The sequence below is a fragment of the Streptosporangium becharense genome (assembly GCF_014204985.1).
GTDB classification, from domain to species: Bacteria; Actinomycetota; Actinomycetes; order Streptosporangiales; family Streptosporangiaceae; genus Streptosporangium; species Streptosporangium becharense.
The window spans coordinates 5,560,941-5,578,889 of sequence record NZ_JACHMP010000001.1 but is presented as its reverse complement, the minus strand read 5'-3'; the positions used below and the strand labels follow the sequence as shown (position 1 = coordinate 5,578,889).

Sequence of the window (17,949 nt, the reverse complement as noted above, 5' to 3'; positions counted from 1 at the left end):
GCGGGGGTGCCCATCATCCGAGGAGATTCGATGAGCCCGGCGAGCCCAGCTCCCTTCGGCGCACTGCGGCAGCAACTGCTCGACGCCGCCTCCGCCTTCGCCGGCGCCCCGGACGCCCTGGCCGGCATCCTGTCGGGCATGGTCGACGACGTCGACCGAGCGCTGCGCGAGGAGCTTGAGATCTTCCCGGTGTGCCACCACTCACCGGCCTCCGCGCTGGCCATGGCGCGGCGCCTGCGCGAGAAACAGCCCAAGGTGATCTACCTGGAGCTGTGTGAGGACCTGCGTCCGCTCCTGGAGGAGCTGCGCAACTGCCGCCTCCCGGTGGCGTTGCAGGCGTTCGCCTCCGACCTCGACGGTTTCCCGGCCGGCTGGGGGCCGCTCAGCGTCGTGGCGCCCGTCACCGAGGCGTCGGCCGAGTACCAGGCGATCGCCTACGCCCTCGACACGCCGGACGTCGAACTGGTGCTGGTGGACCGCTCGGCGGACCACGTCTTCCAGTGGCTGCCCCGCGAGCCGGCCGAGCCCGCGGCGGCCGACGGCGGCGACGGGAACGACACCGCCGGAAACGACACCGCCGGAAACGAGGAGGAGGCGGCCCTGCACGGTGACGCCGTGGGCGTCGAGATCGGCGACCTGCGGCCCCGGTTCGCGGAACTGGAGGAACACCTGCTCCACCACGGCAGGGTCCGGCACTGGTCGGAATGGTGGGACCAGTACGTGGAGCAACCCCTGGCCGGCGCGGACTACGACACCTACCGGCAGGTCATGGTGCTGATCGGCAGCCTGTTCCGGCGCCTGCGTCCCTCCGGTGACGACCGGCACGCCCGCGACGAAGACCGCGAGCGTTACATGTGGACCCGCATGCGCGAGCACCTCGCCGCCTCGGGCGCCGACCCGGCGCAGTGCCTGTACGTCTGCGGCGCGTTCCACGCGGCCAGCCGGGTCGAGCAGTTCGGCCTGGCCGCGGAGGCTCCGGCGTACGACATCAGCCCCCGGACGGCCACCCGCTGGCAGTACGGGCTCATCCCGTCCAGCCACTCCGCCGTCGAGGCCCAGTTCGGGCTCGCCTCCGGCTCGGTGTCGGTCGCCGCGGCCACCTGGACCAAGGCGGTGGCGCGCAGCGGCGTCGCCCCCTTCCGGCTCGAAGGCCAGCGGGGTGCCCGCGCGCGCCGGCCGCGCACGGTGGCGCCGGTGGAGCCGGGACCGGTCACCGACCGGCTGTCCGGTTTCCTGTCGGCCCCGCCCGCGCTCGACGGCCTCGACGAGGCCGAGCTGCTCGGGTGGTGCGTCGACATCGTGCGGCTGGCGCGCCGCAACGGATACCTGGCGAGCACGGCCGACGCCATCGCCGTGTTCGAGACGTCCATCCTGCTCGCGGGGCTGCGCAACCGGGCCCGTCCCACGCCCTACGACTTCGCCGACGCGGCGGTCACGTGCATCGAGAAGGACGTGGTGCCGGGCCGCCGCGACGTGCGGCGGCTGTGTGAGATCCTCCTGGGCGGCGACCGCGTCGGCCAGGTCGGCTACCACGCCCTCCCGCCGCTGGCCCGCGACGTGTACGACCGGCTGAGCCCGCTGGGGGTCGATCCGGAGAAGCGCACGGTGCAGCGGGCACTGCTCGACCTCGGCACGAACCCCGAGCTGGTGCCCTGCTCGAACGTGCTGTGGATCCTGCGCCGCCTGCTGCCCGAGGGGGCGGTCCGCCCCATCATGGGCACGCGCCGGCTCGGCGAACGGTCCATCCAGGAGAGCTGGGATCTGGCGATCGGCCGCCACCAGCGGTCGATCATCGAGCTGGGGTACGAGGGCGTCACCGTCGAGCAGGTGCTGGAGCAACGGCTGCGCCGCACCGTGTGGGCGCCCGAGGCGACCGCCGCCGACGCCCTCGCGGCCGTGGAGGACGCCATCGTCTACCTGGGCGGCCGGCGCTTCGCCGACGAGCTCGGGGCACGGGCCGTGGAGTTGCTGGCCGCCGAGCGCACCGTGGACGACGCCCCCGAGGTGCTGCGCCGGATCCGCCGGCTGCTGGCCCACTACCGTGCCACGGAACCGGTGCTCCCGGCGTGGTGCGAGGCGTTCGTCGCCGGCGGGTACGCGCACTACTGCACGCTGCTGCCGACCTCCTTCGTGGACGACGACACCGGCGTCCGCCAGGTGGCCGCCGTGCTCGGCTTCCTGCTCACCATGGAGGGTCTCGCGCTGACACTGGGCTGCGACCGCGCGCAGCTCGAACTCGCGGTGCGGCAGTCCCATCCCGAGGCGCCCGCCAAGGTGGCGTTGCTGTGGGCCGCCCAGTCGCAGCTCGGCCTGCTGTCGACGGCGGAGCTGCGGGAACGGTGTGACGGGCTGCTGGCCAACCCGCTGGTCGTCCCGGCGTTCCCGCAGTATCTGAGCGGGTTCGTCCAGGCGCTGGAACCCGTCCCCGCGCTGACCCCCTTCGTGGTCGAGGTGATGTCCAACGCCTTCGCCCGGTTGCCCGACGCCGTCCTGCTCCCGTGGCTGCCCATACTGATCACCACGCTGCGCGACCAGGCCCGTGAGCTGGTGCCCGTGCTCGTCCGTGAGGCGGGCCGCACCTTCCCGGCCGGCCTGCACGCCCTCGACGCGTGGGTGCCGCCCTGGTCGGCGCGGTCGGCGCGGACGGCTCTGGAGACGGCGGGGTCAGCGGCGACGGCGTCCGCGGTGGCCACGACGGCGGGAGCGGCCGGACCGGTGACCGACCTGCTGGCCGGTCACCCCGCGGCGTGCGACGCCGTGGCCGCGCTGCTCGGATGCGACGCCGGGTGGCAACCGGTCACGCAGGCCGCCGGGCCTTCCGGTCACCGTGAAGCCGGCCACCGGGAGGCCGGTGAGCTGCTGGCGCGGTATCCCGCCACCGCCGGTGCCGTCGCCGGGCTGCTCACCTCCGTACCGGGCCGGAGCGGCTGACGAGGGCTCGGACGGCCGCGACCCGGCGGAGGAGACGGCCGAGGGTTCCGGGTTCTCCCGACCTGCCCGGCCCCGGAGCGTCGCTCACCGCCCTGAGAGCGGTCGGCCTGTCCTGCGGGCCCGGTCTCTCCACCCGGGCCCGCAGTCCTGGAACGGGTTTTCCCTCGCGGATCAGGTGTTCGAGGATCCGCCGTGCCGACGGCCGCCGAGCTGGGTCCTTGGTGAGGCACTCGACGAGGAGGCTCCGCAACGGCGCCTCGATCCCGTCGAGGTCAGGCTCCTCGTTGAGGAACCTGTCGAAGGTGGTCGCGAGGGGGGAGCCGTCGCCGAACGGCGGCCGGCCCGTGGCCGCGAAGGCGACGGTGGAGACCCAGGCGAACACGTCCAGAGCGGAGCCGGCTTCATCACCGGAGAGCTGCTCGGGCGCCGGGTAGGCGGGCGTGCCGGTGAACGCCTTGGTCGTCACGAAGATCTCGGCAAGGACACGGCCGATGCCGAAAACGGCTACCGCTTGCGGGCCATCCCGCCGTACATCAGTCGCTGGCCCACGGTCAGTTCCGCGGAGACGGGCTCGTCGGGCCGCCACAGGGGCAGCGGGACGACGCCCGGTTCGAGGAGCTCGAACCCGTCGAAGAAGGCAGTGATCTCCTTCTCCGTGCGGAACCGGCCGGTGCCGAGCAGCGCGAGGAACTTCTGCTCGGCGTCACGCGAGTCCTGGCTGGAGGCGCAGAAGTGGGTGATGAACAGGTGACTGCCCGGCGGGACCGCCGCCATGTACGCCTCGACGATTCCCCGCGGGTCCTCGTCGTCGTGCAGGTGGTGCAGGATGCCGACCAGCAGCACGCCCACCGGCCGGTCGAAGTCGATGAGCCTGGTGACCTCCGGGTCGGCGAGGATCGCCGCCGGGTCACGCAGGTCGGAGGTGACGACCGCCGTGCGGTCGTTCTCCGCCAGCAGTGCCCGGCCGTGGGCCAGCACCATCGGGTCGTTGTCGACGTAGACGACCCGTGACTCCGGGTTCGCGCGCTGCGCGACCTGGTGGGTGTTCTCCACGGTCGGCAGGCCCGAGCCGAGGTCGATGAACTGGGTGATGCCCTGGCCCGACAGGAACCGCACCCCTCTGCCGAGGATCCGCCGGTTGTAGGTCGCCACGTCGTAGATCTCGGGGACGACCTTCACGATCTCGGCGACGAAGGCCCGGTCGACCTCGAAGTTGTCCTTGCCGTTGAGGACCACGTCGTAGGCCCTGGCGATGCTGGGCCTGGTCGTGTCGATGCCGTACTTGTGCTCGTCCTGCCTGCCGGCCACGGGGGAGTCCTTCCTCATGGTCCCAGTGTGGTCCGGATGATCATATTGTGCGGAAGACGTGAAATGCGGTCTTTCATCAGGGAAGCCGATGAATGCACCTCTCAGAGCCGAACCACCGTCTGCGGCGGGTGCGGTGAGTCGCCTTGACGATACGCCTGGCCTTGACGTTCAAAGAGGAACCGAGCGCTGCTCGGCCTAGCGAACGTTCGCTCCGGGGAAGAACGGCGGGATCGTCCCCACGAGATAGAGAAGCCAGGCCACGTTCGCCAGCGAGGCTGCGTAGAGGTCCGCAGATGAACCGGTCACATACGTGACCTCCTGCTAGAGGTGGTGACAGAACACTGTGTACGGTATGAGGCCCACCCATGCCACTTTCGAGGGTCGGCGGGACCTGAGAACAGCCGGTCGCCGGAGGCCACCGATCGCCGTCGAGAACAGCCGGTCGCTGGGAGCCGTCGGCGGCGTCCTTCAGTCCCGGCGCAACGTGAGCACCCCGTCCGGTTCGAGGCCGACCCGTGCCCCGAAGCCGCCGCCGATCCGGTCGAGGAGTCCCCGCAGCCAGTGGGAGTCCTCCTGCGAGGCGTGGCGAAGCCGCATCCGGTGCGCCTGCAGGGGCACCATCCTCAGCCCGGCCAGCTCCCCCGAACCCGGCTCCAGCGACACGAGGTACAACAACCGCAGATCGTCCCGGTACCGCTCGTTACCCGTGATGCCCTCGTAGTCGTCGACCAGGTCACCGCAGCCGTACAGGATGAGCCTGCCGTGGTACACCTCGATCGGGCGGGGATGGTGCGAGGAGTGCCCGTGCACGACGTCGACGCCGCCGTCGACCAGCCGGTGCGCGAAACGGACCTGTTCCAGGGGGATCCGATAGCCCCAGTTGGAACCCCAGTGGACGGAGGCGACCGCGACGTCACCCGGCCGCTTCTCCCGCCGCACCCGGTCCGCGATCGCGGCCGCCGCGGCGGTGGACGGTTCAGGGACGACGTCGACACCGGCCCGGTGCCGGGTCGCCGCCCAGTCCGTCGGGATGCCGCTGGACGGCAGCCCGAACGAGAAGACCAGCACCCGGCCCCCGTGCCCGTCCGGGACGATCGCGGGCCGCCGCGCCTCGTCCGCGTCCCGGCCCGCCCCGGCCGTTCGCAGTCCCGCACCGGCCAGGACGTCGAGCGTCTCCCCGAGCCCCGGGCGGCCGAAGTCCAGCACGTGGTTGTTCGCCAGCGCGCAGACGTCGGGCCGCACCTCGGCCAGGCAGGGGAGGTTTCCGGGGTTCATCCGGTAGTGCACGCCCTTTCCGGGGGCGAACTCGTCGCTCCGCGTGACGCTCGTCTCCAGATTCACCACCCGGACGTCGAGCGTGGCCTCGTCGAGCACCCACAGGGCGTCCCCCCAGGGCCAGGAGAAGCCGACCGGACGCGGGATCCGGCCGTTCACCGCCTCCGCCAGCTCGACGTACGACCGGGCGTCCGAGATGTACGCCTCCCGCAACGCCGGGTCGCCGGGGCAGGGGAGGATCTGGTCGACGCCGCGGCCGAGCATGACGTCGCCGCACAGGAACAACGTCACCGGACCGGCGCGCATGTCTCCATGGTAAGCACGGCCGGGCACCCGGCCGGGGCACCCACCGGCCCCGTGCCCCTGCTCCCGCTCCCCCTCTCACCCCGGCCGCGGGCAGGTGACGGGTGACGAGGGCAGGTGAGAGGCGGCAGGCGACGGCCAGGGGACGGGCGGCCGGTGACAGGTGACGACGGCGGGTGACGGGTGACAGGTGACGACGGGCGGCAGGTGACGACCGGGTGACGGGCGGCCGGTGGCGACGGCGGGCCCGGCCCGCAGTCTGCGCTGCGATGACCTGGACCGGCCACCTTTGCGACTTTCAGGACCTTCGGCCCTAGGATCCCGCTCGCCCGCCCATCAGACTGGAGGGACGACTCGGTTCAGGAGCGTTCCTCCGTGCACCGAGGTGATCCGACGCCGATCGACCCGGTCGGCCCTGCCCACCGGAGTGGCCAGATGAGCATCGTCCTCGCCCGTCCGCCGCGACGGGGCCCCTCCTTCGGCGTGTCCGTCAAGGCCGACGGCACCGGGAAGAAGGTGGTGACGGCCTGCGGGGAGGTCGACATCGCCACCGCTCATCTGCTCGACGCCCACCTCGGCCGGGCCAGCCGGGACTGCGGCGAGGTCGTGGTCGACATGACCGGGATCTCCTTCATGGACGCCTCGGGGCTGACCGCCCTCATCCACGCCGACAACCGGGCCCGCGCGCGCGGCGTCCGCCTCCGGCTGGCCCGCGTCCCGGACCGGATCGCCCGGTTGTTCCGTATCACCAGGCTCGACGAGCGGTTCGACATCGCCTGCGAGGGGTGACCGGCGGGCGGAGAGAAGCCTCGGCCGACATGCGAACGCCCCCGGCCCGGTGCCGGGGGCGAATGATTCCGTGATCGGGATAGCCGACCCGTTCGGCCGGCGGTCGACCGGCCGTTGGGATCGGCGCAGGCCGCCCGAGCCGGTCAGCAGTCGATGTCGGTCAGCAGTTGACCAGGTCGGCGCAGGCCGCCTGAGTCGCGAGGTCGCGGAGCTGGTCGGCGAACGCGAGCGCCTGCTCAGGCGTCATACGAGGCTCGGTGCCGACGTAGAAGACCACGATGTCGCCGCTCGGCGAGGTCGTGGCGATGAACGGTAGGGACGAGGAAATGGTCATGATGGAGCCATTCTTCCCTGTCCCCCCGACAATTCGCATGTGCTTAACGTCCGGCGGGTCGCGTCCGTGCGGTGCTCGCCCATGCGGCGCGTCCATACGGGCTCACCCGTACGGCCCTCTTCCATGCGGCACTTGCTCGTACGGACGCCCTCGGACGGCCCCGCCCGCACGGACGGCCCCACGGACGGCCCCACCCGTACGGACGTCCCCCGGACGGCCCCGCCCGTATGGTGCCCGGTCCCGGGGACCGGCGGTTCCGGAAGCCGCCACCGGGACTTGTCCCTCGTTTGGCATGCCGGGAGTGGAGGTTCACGGCCACCGCGTGCCACGGTTGAGAAGGACGACACCCGGCGGCCCGTGCCGTCCCGGCCCTGACGGGAGGTGTCCCACCGTGACTCCTTTCTACCTGCGGGGGTTCCTGGCGCCGGTGCCCGACGAGACGGACGCCTTCGACCTGCCGGTGACCGGTGCCCTGCCACCGGAGCTCACCGGCCGTTACCTCCGCAACGGCCCCAACCCGCTCCCCGGGCGGGATCCCGGCCACTGGTTCGCCGGTCCCGGGATGGTGCACGGTGTGCGGCTGCGCGACGGCCGCGCCGAGTGGTACCGCAACCGGTGGGTGCGGACCAGCGCGTTCACCAACGGGGCACCGTTCGTCCGCGACGACCTCTCCGTGGACCTGGCCGCGGTGCCCGCGAACACCCACGTCGTCCCGCACGGGAATCGGATCCTCGCGCTGGTCGAGAGCGGCCTGCCCTACGAGCTCACCCCCGAACTCGAGACGGTCGGCCCGTGCGACTTCGGCGGGCTGCTCACCACCGCCATGACGGCGCACCCCAAACGCGACCCGGTGACCGGCGAACTGCTGTTCTTCGGCTACGGTTTCCGGCCGCCGTACCTCACCTACCATCGCCTGTCGGCGGACGGGAGGCTGGTGGAGAGCCGGGAGATCCGGGTGCCGGGGCCGACGATGATGCACGACTTCGCCATCACCACCGGCCACGTCGTCTGGATGGACCTGCCCGTCGTGTTCGACATGGGGCTCGCCGCCACGGGCGGGATGCCGTATCGCTGGGACGACCGGTACGGCGCGCGCCTGGGGGTCATGCCACGGGCCGGAGCCACCGCGGGCACCGAACCCGCCGAACCCACCGCGGGCACCAATCCCACCACGGGCACCGGACCCACCACGGGCACCGGACCCACCGACGCCACCGACGCCACCGACGCCACCGACGCCACCGACGTGATCTGGTTCGACATCGACCCGTGTTACGTCTTCCACACCGCCAACGCCCACGAGGACCTCTCCGGCCGCGTCGTACTCGATGCCGTCCGCTACGCCCCTGCGGCGTTCGCCGCCGTGTGGGAGGAGATCGGCGGCGACGCCGACCCTGCCGCCGCAGCGGCCGCGAAAGGCGCGGCCCGGCTGCACCGGTACGTCCTGACACCCGGTGCCGGGGTGCGTGAGGAATCGCTCGACGACCTCGACGTGGAGTTCCCCACGCTGAACGACTGCCGCACCGGCGACCGGAACCGCTACCTGTACGCGGTCTCCGCCGAGGCGATCGTCAAGTACGACGTGCGGACCGGGGCGAGTGCCGTCCACCGGGTGAGGCCGGATCGCATGCCGGGCGAGGCCGTGTTCGTCCCCGGCCGCGAGGCGCACGGGGAGGATGAGGGCTGGCTGCTGTCCATCGTCACCGGCGGCCCGGGTATCGCCTCCGAGTTGCTGGTCCTGGACGCCTCCGACCTGTCGCCCGTGGCGTCGGTGCGGCTGCCGCGGCGTGTGCCCGCCGGTTTCCACGGGTCCTGGATCTCGGACGCCTGACCCGGCCCAAACCCGCGGCGAAGCCCCACGAACTCATCGTGAAGCCGCGTGAAGCATCATGAACCCGTCGTGAAGTCGCGTGAAGCACGGTGAACCCACCGTGAAGCCGCGTGAACCCACCGCGAGCCCTGGGAACCCACTCCGGATGGAGCCATCCGGCCCGGCCCGCGCTTTCCCTCCTCCCCCGTCGCGTGTGAGGATCCCCGTGTGAAATTCAGCAAGAACGCGGGACGGGAGCCGGAGGTGGCGGAGGGCTGGCGGATGCCCGACGGCCGGACACTGGTCGGCGGGCCGACCACACCCTTGAGCACCACGCTGCTCCACCTGCACGGCATCCTCGGCCCGGACGGTGAGCCGCTGACCGTCCAGCGCGTCTACTACGTGCTGGACGCCTCGGGAGCGCTGGACCGGGTCTACGACACGACGACGGTCTCGGTGGAGTTCGAGCTGTCCGCGACGACGTACCGGGTGGAGGGCACCACGCTGTACGCCTACCGCTCCGCGGTCGACAGCCACGTGCGGGAGAGCAGGCACGAGCGGCGGGTCGAGCACGCGGGGCTGGTCCCGCTGCCTCCGCATGAGGTGCCGTCGCCGGAGCTGGTCGGTGCCGCGCTCGCCGACCTGGAACGGCGGGAGGAGGGACGGGCCGCGACGGACAGGGGGTCGCACGAGGCCCTGCGGGCGTCGTTCGTCGCGGCGCTGCCCGACCGTCCCGGGCGGGAGGCGCTCGACCTGGAGCTGACCCTGGAGGGCGATCGTCCCGTCGTCCGGTTGGACGGGCGTGTCCTGTGGCGGGCCCCCGAGACGGAATTCCCCCATCGGACGCTGATGTTCCTGCTGCGATCGGCGCTCTCCGCCGCCTGGCGCGACCGGCCCGCCGACATCGTGCCGTCGCCGGACATCCTCGCCCACCCCCTCTGGGACCCGTGGAACTGACGGCCGCCGGGTCGGGCCCGTTTTCGGGCCGGGTGATCCGGGCGGCTCACGGCCGGGCGCTCCCCATGGGGAAAATGTGCCGTTCGGAGGGGATGCGTCACGACGGGTGATGAGGCATCATCACCGTAACCGTTCCCGGGTTTTGAGGTAGGCCGATGGAAGGAAGCCAGCCGCTGCGCCTGCAACGTGCCCGCCTGGAGCTGGAGTGGGCACGCTGGGTCGAAGGCGGGTCCGGACGTGCGCACGGCCCGCTCCGGGAGGAGATCGTCGACTCCTGGAGCCGGTCGATCGCGACGGTCCGGCCCGAGCAGGACAGCGCACCCGAGGCCGGTGAGGCCCACCACCGCTGGCGGCACTCGCCGCTGCGCGAGCCGCTGGGAGCGGTCGCCGAGGAGCTGCGCGCCATCGCCGACGACGGCGGCTTCATCGCGGCGGTCACCGACGAGACCGGCACCATCATGTGGACCTACGGCGGCCGGGTCATGCGGCGGCGGGCCGAGGCGGTGAACTTCGCCCCCGGGGGCCGCTGGGACGAGCAGGCGATGGGCACCAACGCGCTCTCCCTCGCGCTGCGCACCGGCCGCCCCACCCAGGTGTTCTCCGCCGAGCACCTGGTGCGGGCACTGCACGGCTGGGTCTGCTACTGCGCTCCGCTCCGCGCTCCCGGTGGCCGGATCCTCGGCGTCCTCGACCTGTCGAGCACCTGGGAACGCTCGCACCCGCTGGCCATGCCCGCGCTGCGCACCCTGGCCGGGGCCATCGAGAGTCACCTGGCCGAACGGATGCGCTCCGCGGCACCGGTCGCCCTTCCGGTGCCCGGCTCCGTCCGGCTCGGCGGTTCCGGCGCTTCCGACGGTTCCGATACCCCCGACGTCTCCGGTGCCCTCGGCGGCTCCGATACCCCCGGCGGCTCCGGTGCGGGCGGCGCCGACCGTCCCGGCGTCAACGGCTCCGGCCTGCGGCTACGCACCCTCGGCGAGGCGGAGCTGACGCGCGACGGCCTTCCGGTGCGGCTGCGTCCGCGCCAGCTGGAGATCCTCACGTTGCTCATCCTCGAAGGACAGTCCGGGCACACGGGACGCGGCATGTCCCCCGAGCGGCTCCGGGACGAACTGTACGGGGAGCGGCACGTCACCCCGGCCACGCTCAAGGCCGAGGTCTCCCACCTGCGGCGGGCCCTGGCGGGTGCGCTGTCCACCCGGCGTTACGAGCTGACCGAACCGGTCGGCTGCGACGCCGCCGAGGTGCTCGCCGCCCTGCACGCGGGACGTGTCGAGGAGGCGGTCCGGCGCTACGGCGGGCCGCTGCTGCCGTGGTCGGACGCCCCCGGCATCCGCACCTGGCGCGAGCACATCGAGGTCGCCGTGCGCGAGGCCGTGCTCCGCTGGGGCGGCCCCGGGCCGGTGCTCCGCCTCGGTGAGCTGCACCCGTACGACCTGCAGATCCAGGAGCGGGCCCTGACGGTCCTGGCGCCCGACGACCCCCGCCGTGCCGTGGCGCTGGCCAGGTACCGCACAGCGCTCAACGGCTGACGCGCACTCACCGGCTGACGCGTGCTCACCGCGAGGCGGCGACGACCGCACGCGCGTGGCGCCGGTCCCCCGGGATGCCCGGTACCCCGGCATGCCCGATAACCCGGGATACCGGCGACCCTGGAGGCCGAACGCCTCGTCCGGGACCCGCGGCGACCGCACGCGCGTGGCGCCAACCTTGCGCCAACCTCACGCCTTCATCGTTGGCCGTGTTACGACCGTGTGAAGGAGAGCGAAACCATGGTTTACGCAGCGCCCGGCTCCGAAGGCAGCATCGTCGCCTACGCCTCCCGGTACGACAACTTCATCGGCGGCGAGTGGGTGCCCCCGGTCGACGGCGCCTACTTCGAGAACCCGAGCCCGGTCGACGGGCAGACCTTCACCAGCGTGGCGCGCTCCACCGCCGCCGACGTCGAGCTGGCGCTGGACGCCGCCCACAACGCGGCCGACGCCTGGGGACGGACGTCCCCGGCCGAGCGGGCGAACATCCTCAACCGGATCGCCGACCGCATCGAGGAGAACCTGGAGCGGCTCGCCGTCGCCGAGACCTGGGAGAACGGCAAGCCGGTACGCGAGACGCTCGCCGCGGACCTGCCGCTCGCCGTCGACCACTTCCGCTACTTCGCCGCGGCCGTCCGCTCCCAGGAGGGCGGCATCAGCCAGCTCGACGACGACACCGTGGCCTACCACTTCCACGAGCCGCTCGGTGTGGTGGGCCAGATCATCCCCTGGAACTTCCCCATCCTGATGGCGGTGTGGAAGCTCGCCCCCGCCCTGGCAGCGGGCAACTGCGTCGTCCTCAAGCCCGCGGAGCAGACCCCGGCCAGCATCCTGCTGCTGGTGGAGCTGATCGCCGACCTGCTCCCGCCGGGCGTGGTCAACGTCGTCAACGGGTTCGGCGCGGAGGCGGGCCGCCCGCTGGCCTCCAGCCCGCGCGTGGCCAAGGTCGCCTTCACCGGTGAGACCACCACCGGGCGGCTGATCATGCAGTACGCGTCCGAGAACATCATCCCGGTGACGCTGGAGCTGGGCGGCAAGAGCCCCAACATCTTCCTGCCCGACGTCACCGCCGCGGACGACGACTTCCTGGACAAGGCCGTCGAGGGTTTCGTGATGTTCGCCCTGAACCAGGGTGAGGTGTGCACCTGCCCGTCGCGGGCCCTGATCCACTCGTCCATCTACGACGAGTTCATGAGCCGCGCGCTGGAGCGGACCAGGGCCATCGTCGGCGGCGACCCGCTCGACCCGGCCACCATGATCGGTGCTCAGGCGAGCAACGACCAGTACGAGAAGATCCTCTCCTACATCGACATCGGCCGGCAGGAGGGTGCCGAGCTGCTGACCGGCGGCGGCCCGCGCACGGTCCCGGGCCTGGAGGGCGGCTACTACATCGAGCCGACGGTCTTCCGGGGCACCAACGACATGCGGATCTTCCAGGAGGAGATCTTCGGTCCGGTCGTGTCGGTGACGACGTTCGACTCCGAGGACGAGGCCCTGAAGATCGCCAACGACACCCTGTACGGCCTGGGGGCCGGGGTGTGGACCCGCGACGGGAACACCGCCTACCGGTTCGGCCGGGCGATCAAGGCGGGCCGGGTGTGGACCAACTGCTACCACGCCTACCCGGCCCACGCGGCGTTCGGCGGTTACAAGCAGTCGGGCATCGGCCGGGAGAACCACCGGATGATGCTGGACCACTACCAGCAGACCAAGAACCTCCTGGTCAGCTACTCGCCGAAGAAACTGGGCTTCTTCTGATGAACGGACCGGAGCCCGGCTCCGCCGTCGGCGGGCCGCACCCGCGGGCGCCCCTGCCGGCGTCCCCCCACCCGCCCCGGGTGGAGCGGGTGCGGCTCGCCCCCGCCGCCGAGGAGCTGCTGGACCGGCTCCGGCGGCGGCACGGGCCGCTGATGTTCCACCAGTCGGGCGGGTGCTGCGACGGCAGCGCACCCATGTGCTATCCGAGGGGCGAGTTCCGGGTCGGCGCGGCGGACGTGCTCCTGGGCGTCGTCGCCCTGGACACCCCCTTCTGGATCAGCGCCTCCCAGTTCGCCTACTGGCGGCACACCCATCTGACCGTGGACGTCGTCCCGGGGCGGGGCAGCGGGTTCTCCCTGGAGGCGCCCGAGGGGGTGCGCTTCCTCATCCGCTCCCGGCTGTTCACCGACGAGGAGGCGCTGCGGCTCCTCGACGAGCCTCCCCCGCCCACCGGGGCCGACGTCTGAGCGGACACCGCCGGGGCCTTCCCCTCCCGCCCTCAGTCGAGGACGTCGGGCTCCTGCTCGAAGACCAGGTCCGCCAGGAGCCGGAAGTTGTGGCGGGCCATGTTGGCGCTGCCGAACTGGCGGTGCGCCAGCACCGCCTCCTCCCGGCTCATGACGCGGGGCCGCCCGGCCGCGTCGGCCAGCAGCTGCATCTGGCAGGCGCGCTCCATGGCGATGAACCACCAGGCGGCCTCCTCGACGGAGCGGCCGACGGTGAGCAGGCCGTGGTGACGGAGGACGGCCGCCCGGCGGTCGCCGAGGCGGGCGGCGATGCGGCGGCCTTCGGCCTTCTCCAGCACCAGGCCCTTGTACTCGTCGAAGACCACGTGGTCGTCGTAGAACGCGCACGACTCCTGGATGATCGGGTCGAGCGGGCGGCCGAGGGAGGCGAACGCGCGGCCGTGGACGGTGTGGGCGTGGGCCACGGCGGTCACGTCCGGGCGGGCGTCGTGGATGGAGGAGTGGATCCAGAACGCGGCCTTGTTGGTGCGGCGTCCGCCTTCGACGACGTGCCCCCGCTCGTCGAGGAGGAGCAGGTCGCTGACGCGGATCCTGGAGAAGTGCACCGCGTACGGGTTGACCCAGAACCGGCCGGGGAACTCCGGGTCTCGCGCCGTGATGTGGCCGGCGATGCCCTCGTCGTAGCCGTACCTGGCGAAGATGCGGAAGGCCGCGGCGAGTTGCCGCTTGCGGTGCAGCCGCTCCTCGGCGATCGAGCCCGCCCGTTCCGGAAGGGCGGGGAGGTCGAGTTCTTCGGCGGGCCGCGGGCCGGCCTCGCGGATCTCGGCGTCGGTCTTCATCTGCCGCCTTTCATGTCGTGCTCCGGGACCGCGCGGCCTGGAACAGGAACAGCCTAAATGGCAATATAATTTGCCTCACGGGCAAAAGGAAGGGTTCTCCGGCGTGAAGGCCACGGCCGTCCGCCGGAGTCTTCCGGGCGTGTAACGTCGCCCCATGGAGAACGGCTCGGACATCGACCTTCTGGTCGCCCGGCGGCTACAGGCGCTGCGCACCCGCAGCGGCATGACGCTGAACGCGCTCGCCGAACGGACCGGGTTGTCCGCCCCGTACCTGTCCCGCCTGGAGAAGGGCGAGCGCCAGCCGTCCGTCGGCACCCTGCTCCAGCTCGCCAGGGTCTACGGCGTCTCGGTCGGCGAACTGGTCGAGGGGCGGCCCGGCGGCGACTACCACCTGCTGCGCGCGGCCGACGCGACGGCGCACCAGGGACGGGACGGCCGCTACACGGTGCTGAGCGGCCCGCGCGCGGCCGTGTCCGTGATGCGGGTGGAGCTTCCGCCGGGCAGCCGCTCCGAGGAGGCCCGGCACGCGGGCGAGGAGTGGCTGCACGTGCTCTCCGGTCGCGCCGGGTTCGTCCTCGACGGCGAGCCCGTCGTCCTGGAGGAGGGCGACGCCGTCCACTTCGACTCCGGCCGCCCGCACAGCCTGGCCAACGAGGGCGACGGCACGGTGACGGTGCTGATCGTGTCGACGGCGGCGCCCACGCCCGCCTCCCATCCGATGCCGCCGGCGTCCCGGGAGGCTACGCCGGTGACAGCAGCTCGGCGACCAGCCGCCCGGGATCGGTGACGATCGCCATGTGACCGCAGCCGTCCAGGGCGACCACCCGGAAACCCCGCCGGGCGGCGTCGGCGGCGACGTCGTCGAAGTGCGGCTGGCCCGTACAGTGCAGGTAGGTGACCGGGATCGAGGAGAGCGCCTCCTCGACCCCCGGACCGACGGGCTCCTCGTGGGTCAGCCGCGACTGCGGCGTGGCCCTGGCCGCGAGCCAGTCCAGGTCCGCCGGGTCGGTCACGCCGAGCGCCGCGAAGTCCATCGGCGCGACGGCCCAGGACGGCCCGCCGTCCGACGGGACGAACGCCTCGCGCAGCCAGGACAGGATGTCGAAGGCGGACTGGCCGGCGCGCGGGACGAAGGCGTCGACGTAGACGACCCGGGAGATCCGCGCGCCGGCGACGGCGCTCACGCCGGTCACCACCATCCCGCCGTAACTGTGCCCGACGAGGACGGCGTCGTCGATCTCCTCCCACTCCAGGAGCCGGGCGATGTCCTGGACGTGGGTGCCCAGGCCGACCCCGGGGCCCGCGAGATGGTGGCGGTCGCCGAGTCCGGTCAGACTCGGCGCCAGGACGCGGTGCCCGGCCGCCTCCAGCGCCGGACGCACGCGTCCCCAGATCCATCCGCCGCCCCAGGAACCGTGGACGAGCACATACGTCGCCATGGCGCACCTTTCTCCGCGGCGCCGGTCACCCGGTGACACGGCCGCCGTGCCGGACAGCATCTCCGAGCACGCCTCACACGGTCAACCTTTAAGGCAATTTAAATTGCCTCAGAGGCATGATCCGGAATCGCGACGACGACCTCCACCTCGATGAGGAACTCCGGCGCGAAAAGGGCGGGCACCGCCACGAGCGTGCTCGCCGGCGGGGCGGTGACCCCCTCGCGCAGCGCGCCGATGATGACGGGCGCCAGGTCGGGCACGTATTCGACCACGTAGACGGTCTCCTTGACGAGGTCGGAGCGGGTGGCGCCGACCGAGGCGAGACAGGCGTCCAGGTTGCGGATGATCTGCGCGATCTGCGCGGCGTGGTCTCCCCTGCCGACCGGTTCGCCGTTCTCGTCCCAGGCCACCTGCCCGGAGACGTACGCGAGCCGGCGCCGCTCGGCGACGGTCACCTGGGTGATGAGCTGAGGCAGCGCGTGGACGCCGGCGGGGTTGACGCGTGTCACGGACATATCGGATCTCCTGGGCAGGGGGCGAAGGGCGGGGGCAGGGGGGAGGGAACGAAGAGCGGGGCGGGGAACGAAGGCGAGGCAGGGACAGGGGGCGAAGGGCGGGGCGGGGGCGAGACAACGGTCGGGCGGGGGAGGGAGAGCGGGGGCCCGTACGGGGTCAGGCCGCTCCGGGGAGCGGCGCGGGGTACAACGTGGAGAGCGCCTCCAGGGCGGTGGTGCCGAGCGCCGCGTCCGACGGCTGGTCGCCCGCCCACCACACGTGGCCGTCGGGGCGGATCAGCACGGCTCCGGCCGTCGACCATCCGGGCCGCGGGGCCCCGGTCAGGGTTCCGGAACGGACCTCGATTCCGAGAGCGCGCGCCCGCGGTCCGGCCGCCTCCAGCGCTCCCCCCGCGAGGCCGGCACCGGCCGGGGCGGTGCCGGAGAGGTCGAGCAGCAGGGGGCGGCCGGTGCGCAGCAGGTCGTACACGCGGGCCTCCGGATCACCCGCCAGGTACAGGTCCGGGGTCCTGGTACCGGTGAGGGGGTGCGCCGACGGGCCGGTGGACGGGTAGGCGACGTCGAGTGCGGACAGCCGCCGGGCGAGGTCGAGCGAGAGCTCCGGATGGTCCGCGACGAGACGGCAGAGGAGTGAGCGGAGGCCCCGCCCGGCGGGGGAGAACCCGGCGAGGAGCGCGGTCTGCGCCAGGCTGCTCTCCAGCAGCGCGGCCCCCACCGGGTGCCGCTCGGTGTGGTAGGTGTCCAGCAGTCCGTCCGGCGCCTGCCCCCGGATCCGCGCGGCCAGCTTCCAGGCCAGGTTCATCGCGTCCTGCACGCCCACGTTGAGCCCCACCCCGCCGGTGGGGAAGTGCATGTGCGCGGCGTCCCCGGCGAGCAGGACCCGCCCCCTGCGATACTCGGCCGCCTGCCGGGTGGCGTTGCCGAAGCGGGAGAGCCAGACCGGGTCGCGCATCCCGAAGTCCTCCCCGGCGACGCGGGTCACCGTCTCCCGGAACTCCCCGAAGGTCAGGTCGGTGCCGGCGACGTCCTGCCCGGCCGGGTCCACGCCGACGAAACGGTGCAGCCCGCCCGGCAGCGGCACGGCCATCACCGTGCCCTCGGCGCCGTGCCTGAAGAACCCGGGCGGCGGCGGGGCGTCGAGACGGACGTCGCCGAGGTAGCCGACGATCGTGGCGTCGCTGCCGGGGAAGGCGATGCCGGCCGCCCGGCGTACCGTGCTGCCCGTTCCGTCGCAGCCGACGACGTACTCCGCCCGCTCGGCGTAGTCACCGTCGGGGCCGGACACCTCCAGGCCCACCGACGCCTCGTCCTGCCGGAGGCCGGTCACGGCGTGCCCCCGGCGGATCCGGACCCCCAGGTCGAGGGCGTGCCGTTCCAGGATCTCCTCGGTGCCCGCCTGCGGGTAGAGGAGCGTGAAGGGGTACGGGGTGTCGAGCGGCCGGAAGTCCAGCCGGTGCTCCAGGCCGCCGAAGTGGCCGGTCGGCAGCTTGATCCCTTCGTCGAGGAAGGGACCCTCCAGTCCTCGCATCGCGAACACCTCGATCGTGCGGGGATGCAGCGTCAGCGCCTTGGAGTGCGGGCTGCGCTCCGTCCGGCGTTCCAGGAGGAGGACGGGCAGTCCGGCTCTGCGCAGTTCGCACGCTGCCCAGAGGCCGGTCGGCCCGCCTCCGACGACGATTACCTGTTCCACGA

16 protein-coding genes are annotated in these 17,949 nt (G+C 72.5%); 8 read left to right on the top strand and 8 right to left on the bottom strand.

Annotation, left to right across the window (positions count from 1 at the left end; translation table 11 throughout):
- Positions 1–30 precede the first annotated feature (30 nt).
- Positions 31–2,931 (top strand): DUF5682 family protein, encoded by a 2,901-nt coding sequence (locus tag F4562_RS24495; RefSeq protein WP_184540954.1) that lies wholly within the window; start codon positions 31–33, stop codon positions 2,929–2,931.
- Here the strand turns inward: F4562_RS24495 and F4562_RS24490 are convergent.
- The 3 genes from F4562_RS24490 to F4562_RS24480 all read right to left on the bottom strand — a co-directional run bounded on the left by F4562_RS24490 (position 2,903) and on the right by F4562_RS24480 (position 5,820).
- On the bottom strand, positions 2,903–3,517 hold the full coding sequence (locus F4562_RS24490) for a protein kinase domain-containing protein (RefSeq protein ID WP_221206768.1): 615 nt from the start codon (positions 3,515–3,517) through the stop codon (positions 2,903–2,905). The two genes, F4562_RS24495 and F4562_RS24490, sit on opposite strands and share 29 nt — an antisense overlap.
- Positions 3,436–4,257: an SAM-dependent methyltransferase gene (locus tag F4562_RS24485; protein ID WP_184540956.1), complete on the bottom strand. Its 822-nt coding sequence runs from the start codon at positions 4,255–4,257 to the stop codon at positions 3,436–3,438. The genes F4562_RS24490 and F4562_RS24485 overlap by 82 nt, the downstream gene beginning before the upstream one ends.
- Positions 4,258–4,707: 450 nt before the next feature.
- The gene (locus tag F4562_RS24480; RefSeq protein WP_184540957.1) at positions 4,708–5,820 is read right to left on the bottom strand and encodes a CapA family protein; all 1,113 of its coding nucleotides are present in this window, start codon (positions 5,818–5,820) and stop codon (positions 4,708–4,710) included.
- A 432-nt stretch (positions 5,821–6,252) separates the two neighbouring features.
- Here F4562_RS24480 and F4562_RS24475 point away from each other — a divergent pair, with 432 nt between their 5' ends.
- The gene (locus tag F4562_RS24475) at positions 6,253–6,606 is read left to right on the top strand and encodes an STAS domain-containing protein (protein WP_184540958.1); all 354 of its coding nucleotides are present in this window, start codon (positions 6,253–6,255) and stop codon (positions 6,604–6,606) included.
- 160 nt (positions 6,607–6,766) lie between these two features.
- Here F4562_RS24475 and F4562_RS24470 read toward each other — a convergent pair whose 3' ends face one another.
- On the bottom strand, positions 6,767–6,940 hold the full coding sequence (locus F4562_RS24470) for a hypothetical protein (RefSeq protein WP_184540959.1): 174 nt from the start codon (positions 6,938–6,940) through the stop codon (positions 6,767–6,769).
- A 391-nt stretch (positions 6,941–7,331) separates the two neighbouring features.
- On the opposite strand from F4562_RS24470, the gene F4562_RS24465 reads away from it, so the two are divergent.
- From F4562_RS24465 to F4562_RS24445, 5 genes are all read left to right on the top strand, one after another.
- The gene (locus tag F4562_RS24465) at positions 7,332–8,771 is read left to right on the top strand and encodes a carotenoid oxygenase family protein (protein ID WP_311733946.1); all 1,440 of its coding nucleotides are present in this window, start codon (positions 7,332–7,334) and stop codon (positions 8,769–8,771) included.
- Between the two features lie 207 nt (positions 8,772–8,978).
- Entirely contained in the window at positions 8,979–9,707 is a 729-nt protein-coding gene (locus F4562_RS24460) for a hypothetical protein (protein WP_184540961.1), read from the top strand.
- A 155-nt stretch (positions 9,708–9,862) separates the two neighbouring features.
- The gene (locus F4562_RS24455) at positions 9,863–11,239 is read left to right on the top strand and encodes a GAF domain-containing protein (RefSeq protein WP_184540962.1); all 1,377 of its coding nucleotides are present in this window, start codon (positions 9,863–9,865) and stop codon (positions 11,237–11,239) included.
- A gap of 240 nt (positions 11,240–11,479) precedes the next feature.
- On the top strand, positions 11,480–12,997 hold the full coding sequence (adh, locus tag F4562_RS24450; RefSeq protein WP_184540963.1) for an aldehyde dehydrogenase: 1,518 nt from the start codon (positions 11,480–11,482) through the stop codon (positions 12,995–12,997).
- Positions 12,997–13,464, top strand: a complete 468-nt coding sequence (locus F4562_RS24445; RefSeq protein WP_184540964.1) for a DUF779 domain-containing protein — start codon at positions 12,997–12,999, stop codon at positions 13,462–13,464. The genes adh and F4562_RS24445 overlap by 1 nt, the downstream gene beginning before the upstream one ends.
- 32 nt (positions 13,465–13,496) lie before the next feature.
- Here F4562_RS24445 and F4562_RS24440 read toward each other — a convergent pair whose 3' ends face one another.
- Positions 13,497–14,303 (bottom strand): class II aldolase/adducin family protein, encoded by an 807-nt coding sequence (locus F4562_RS24440; protein WP_184540965.1) that lies wholly within the window; start codon positions 14,301–14,303, stop codon positions 13,497–13,499.
- Between the two features lie 154 nt (positions 14,304–14,457).
- Here F4562_RS24440 and F4562_RS24435 point away from each other — a divergent pair, with 154 nt between their 5' ends.
- Complete coding sequence (locus tag F4562_RS24435; RefSeq protein ID WP_184540966.1) at positions 14,458–15,090, top strand: helix-turn-helix domain-containing protein; 633 nt, start codon at positions 14,458–14,460, stop codon at positions 15,088–15,090.
- On the opposite strand, the gene F4562_RS24430 is transcribed toward F4562_RS24435, so the two are convergent.
- The 3 genes from F4562_RS24430 to F4562_RS24420 form a co-directional block, all read right to left on the bottom strand.
- Entirely contained in the window at positions 15,044–15,742 is a 699-nt protein-coding gene (locus tag F4562_RS24430) for an alpha/beta fold hydrolase (RefSeq protein ID WP_184540967.1), read from the bottom strand. The genes F4562_RS24435 and F4562_RS24430 overlap by 47 nt on opposite strands.
- Before the next feature lie 98 nt (positions 15,743–15,840).
- Positions 15,841–16,257, bottom strand: coding sequence for a RidA family protein (locus F4562_RS24425; protein ID WP_184540968.1), 417 nt, complete (start codon positions 16,255–16,257; stop codon positions 15,841–15,843).
- A gap of 157 nt (positions 16,258–16,414) precedes the next feature.
- On the bottom strand, positions 16,415–17,947 hold the full coding sequence (locus F4562_RS24420) for an FAD-dependent monooxygenase (RefSeq protein ID WP_184540969.1): 1,533 nt from the start codon (positions 17,945–17,947) through the stop codon (positions 16,415–16,417).
- Between the last annotated feature and the right edge of the window lie 2 nt (positions 17,948–17,949).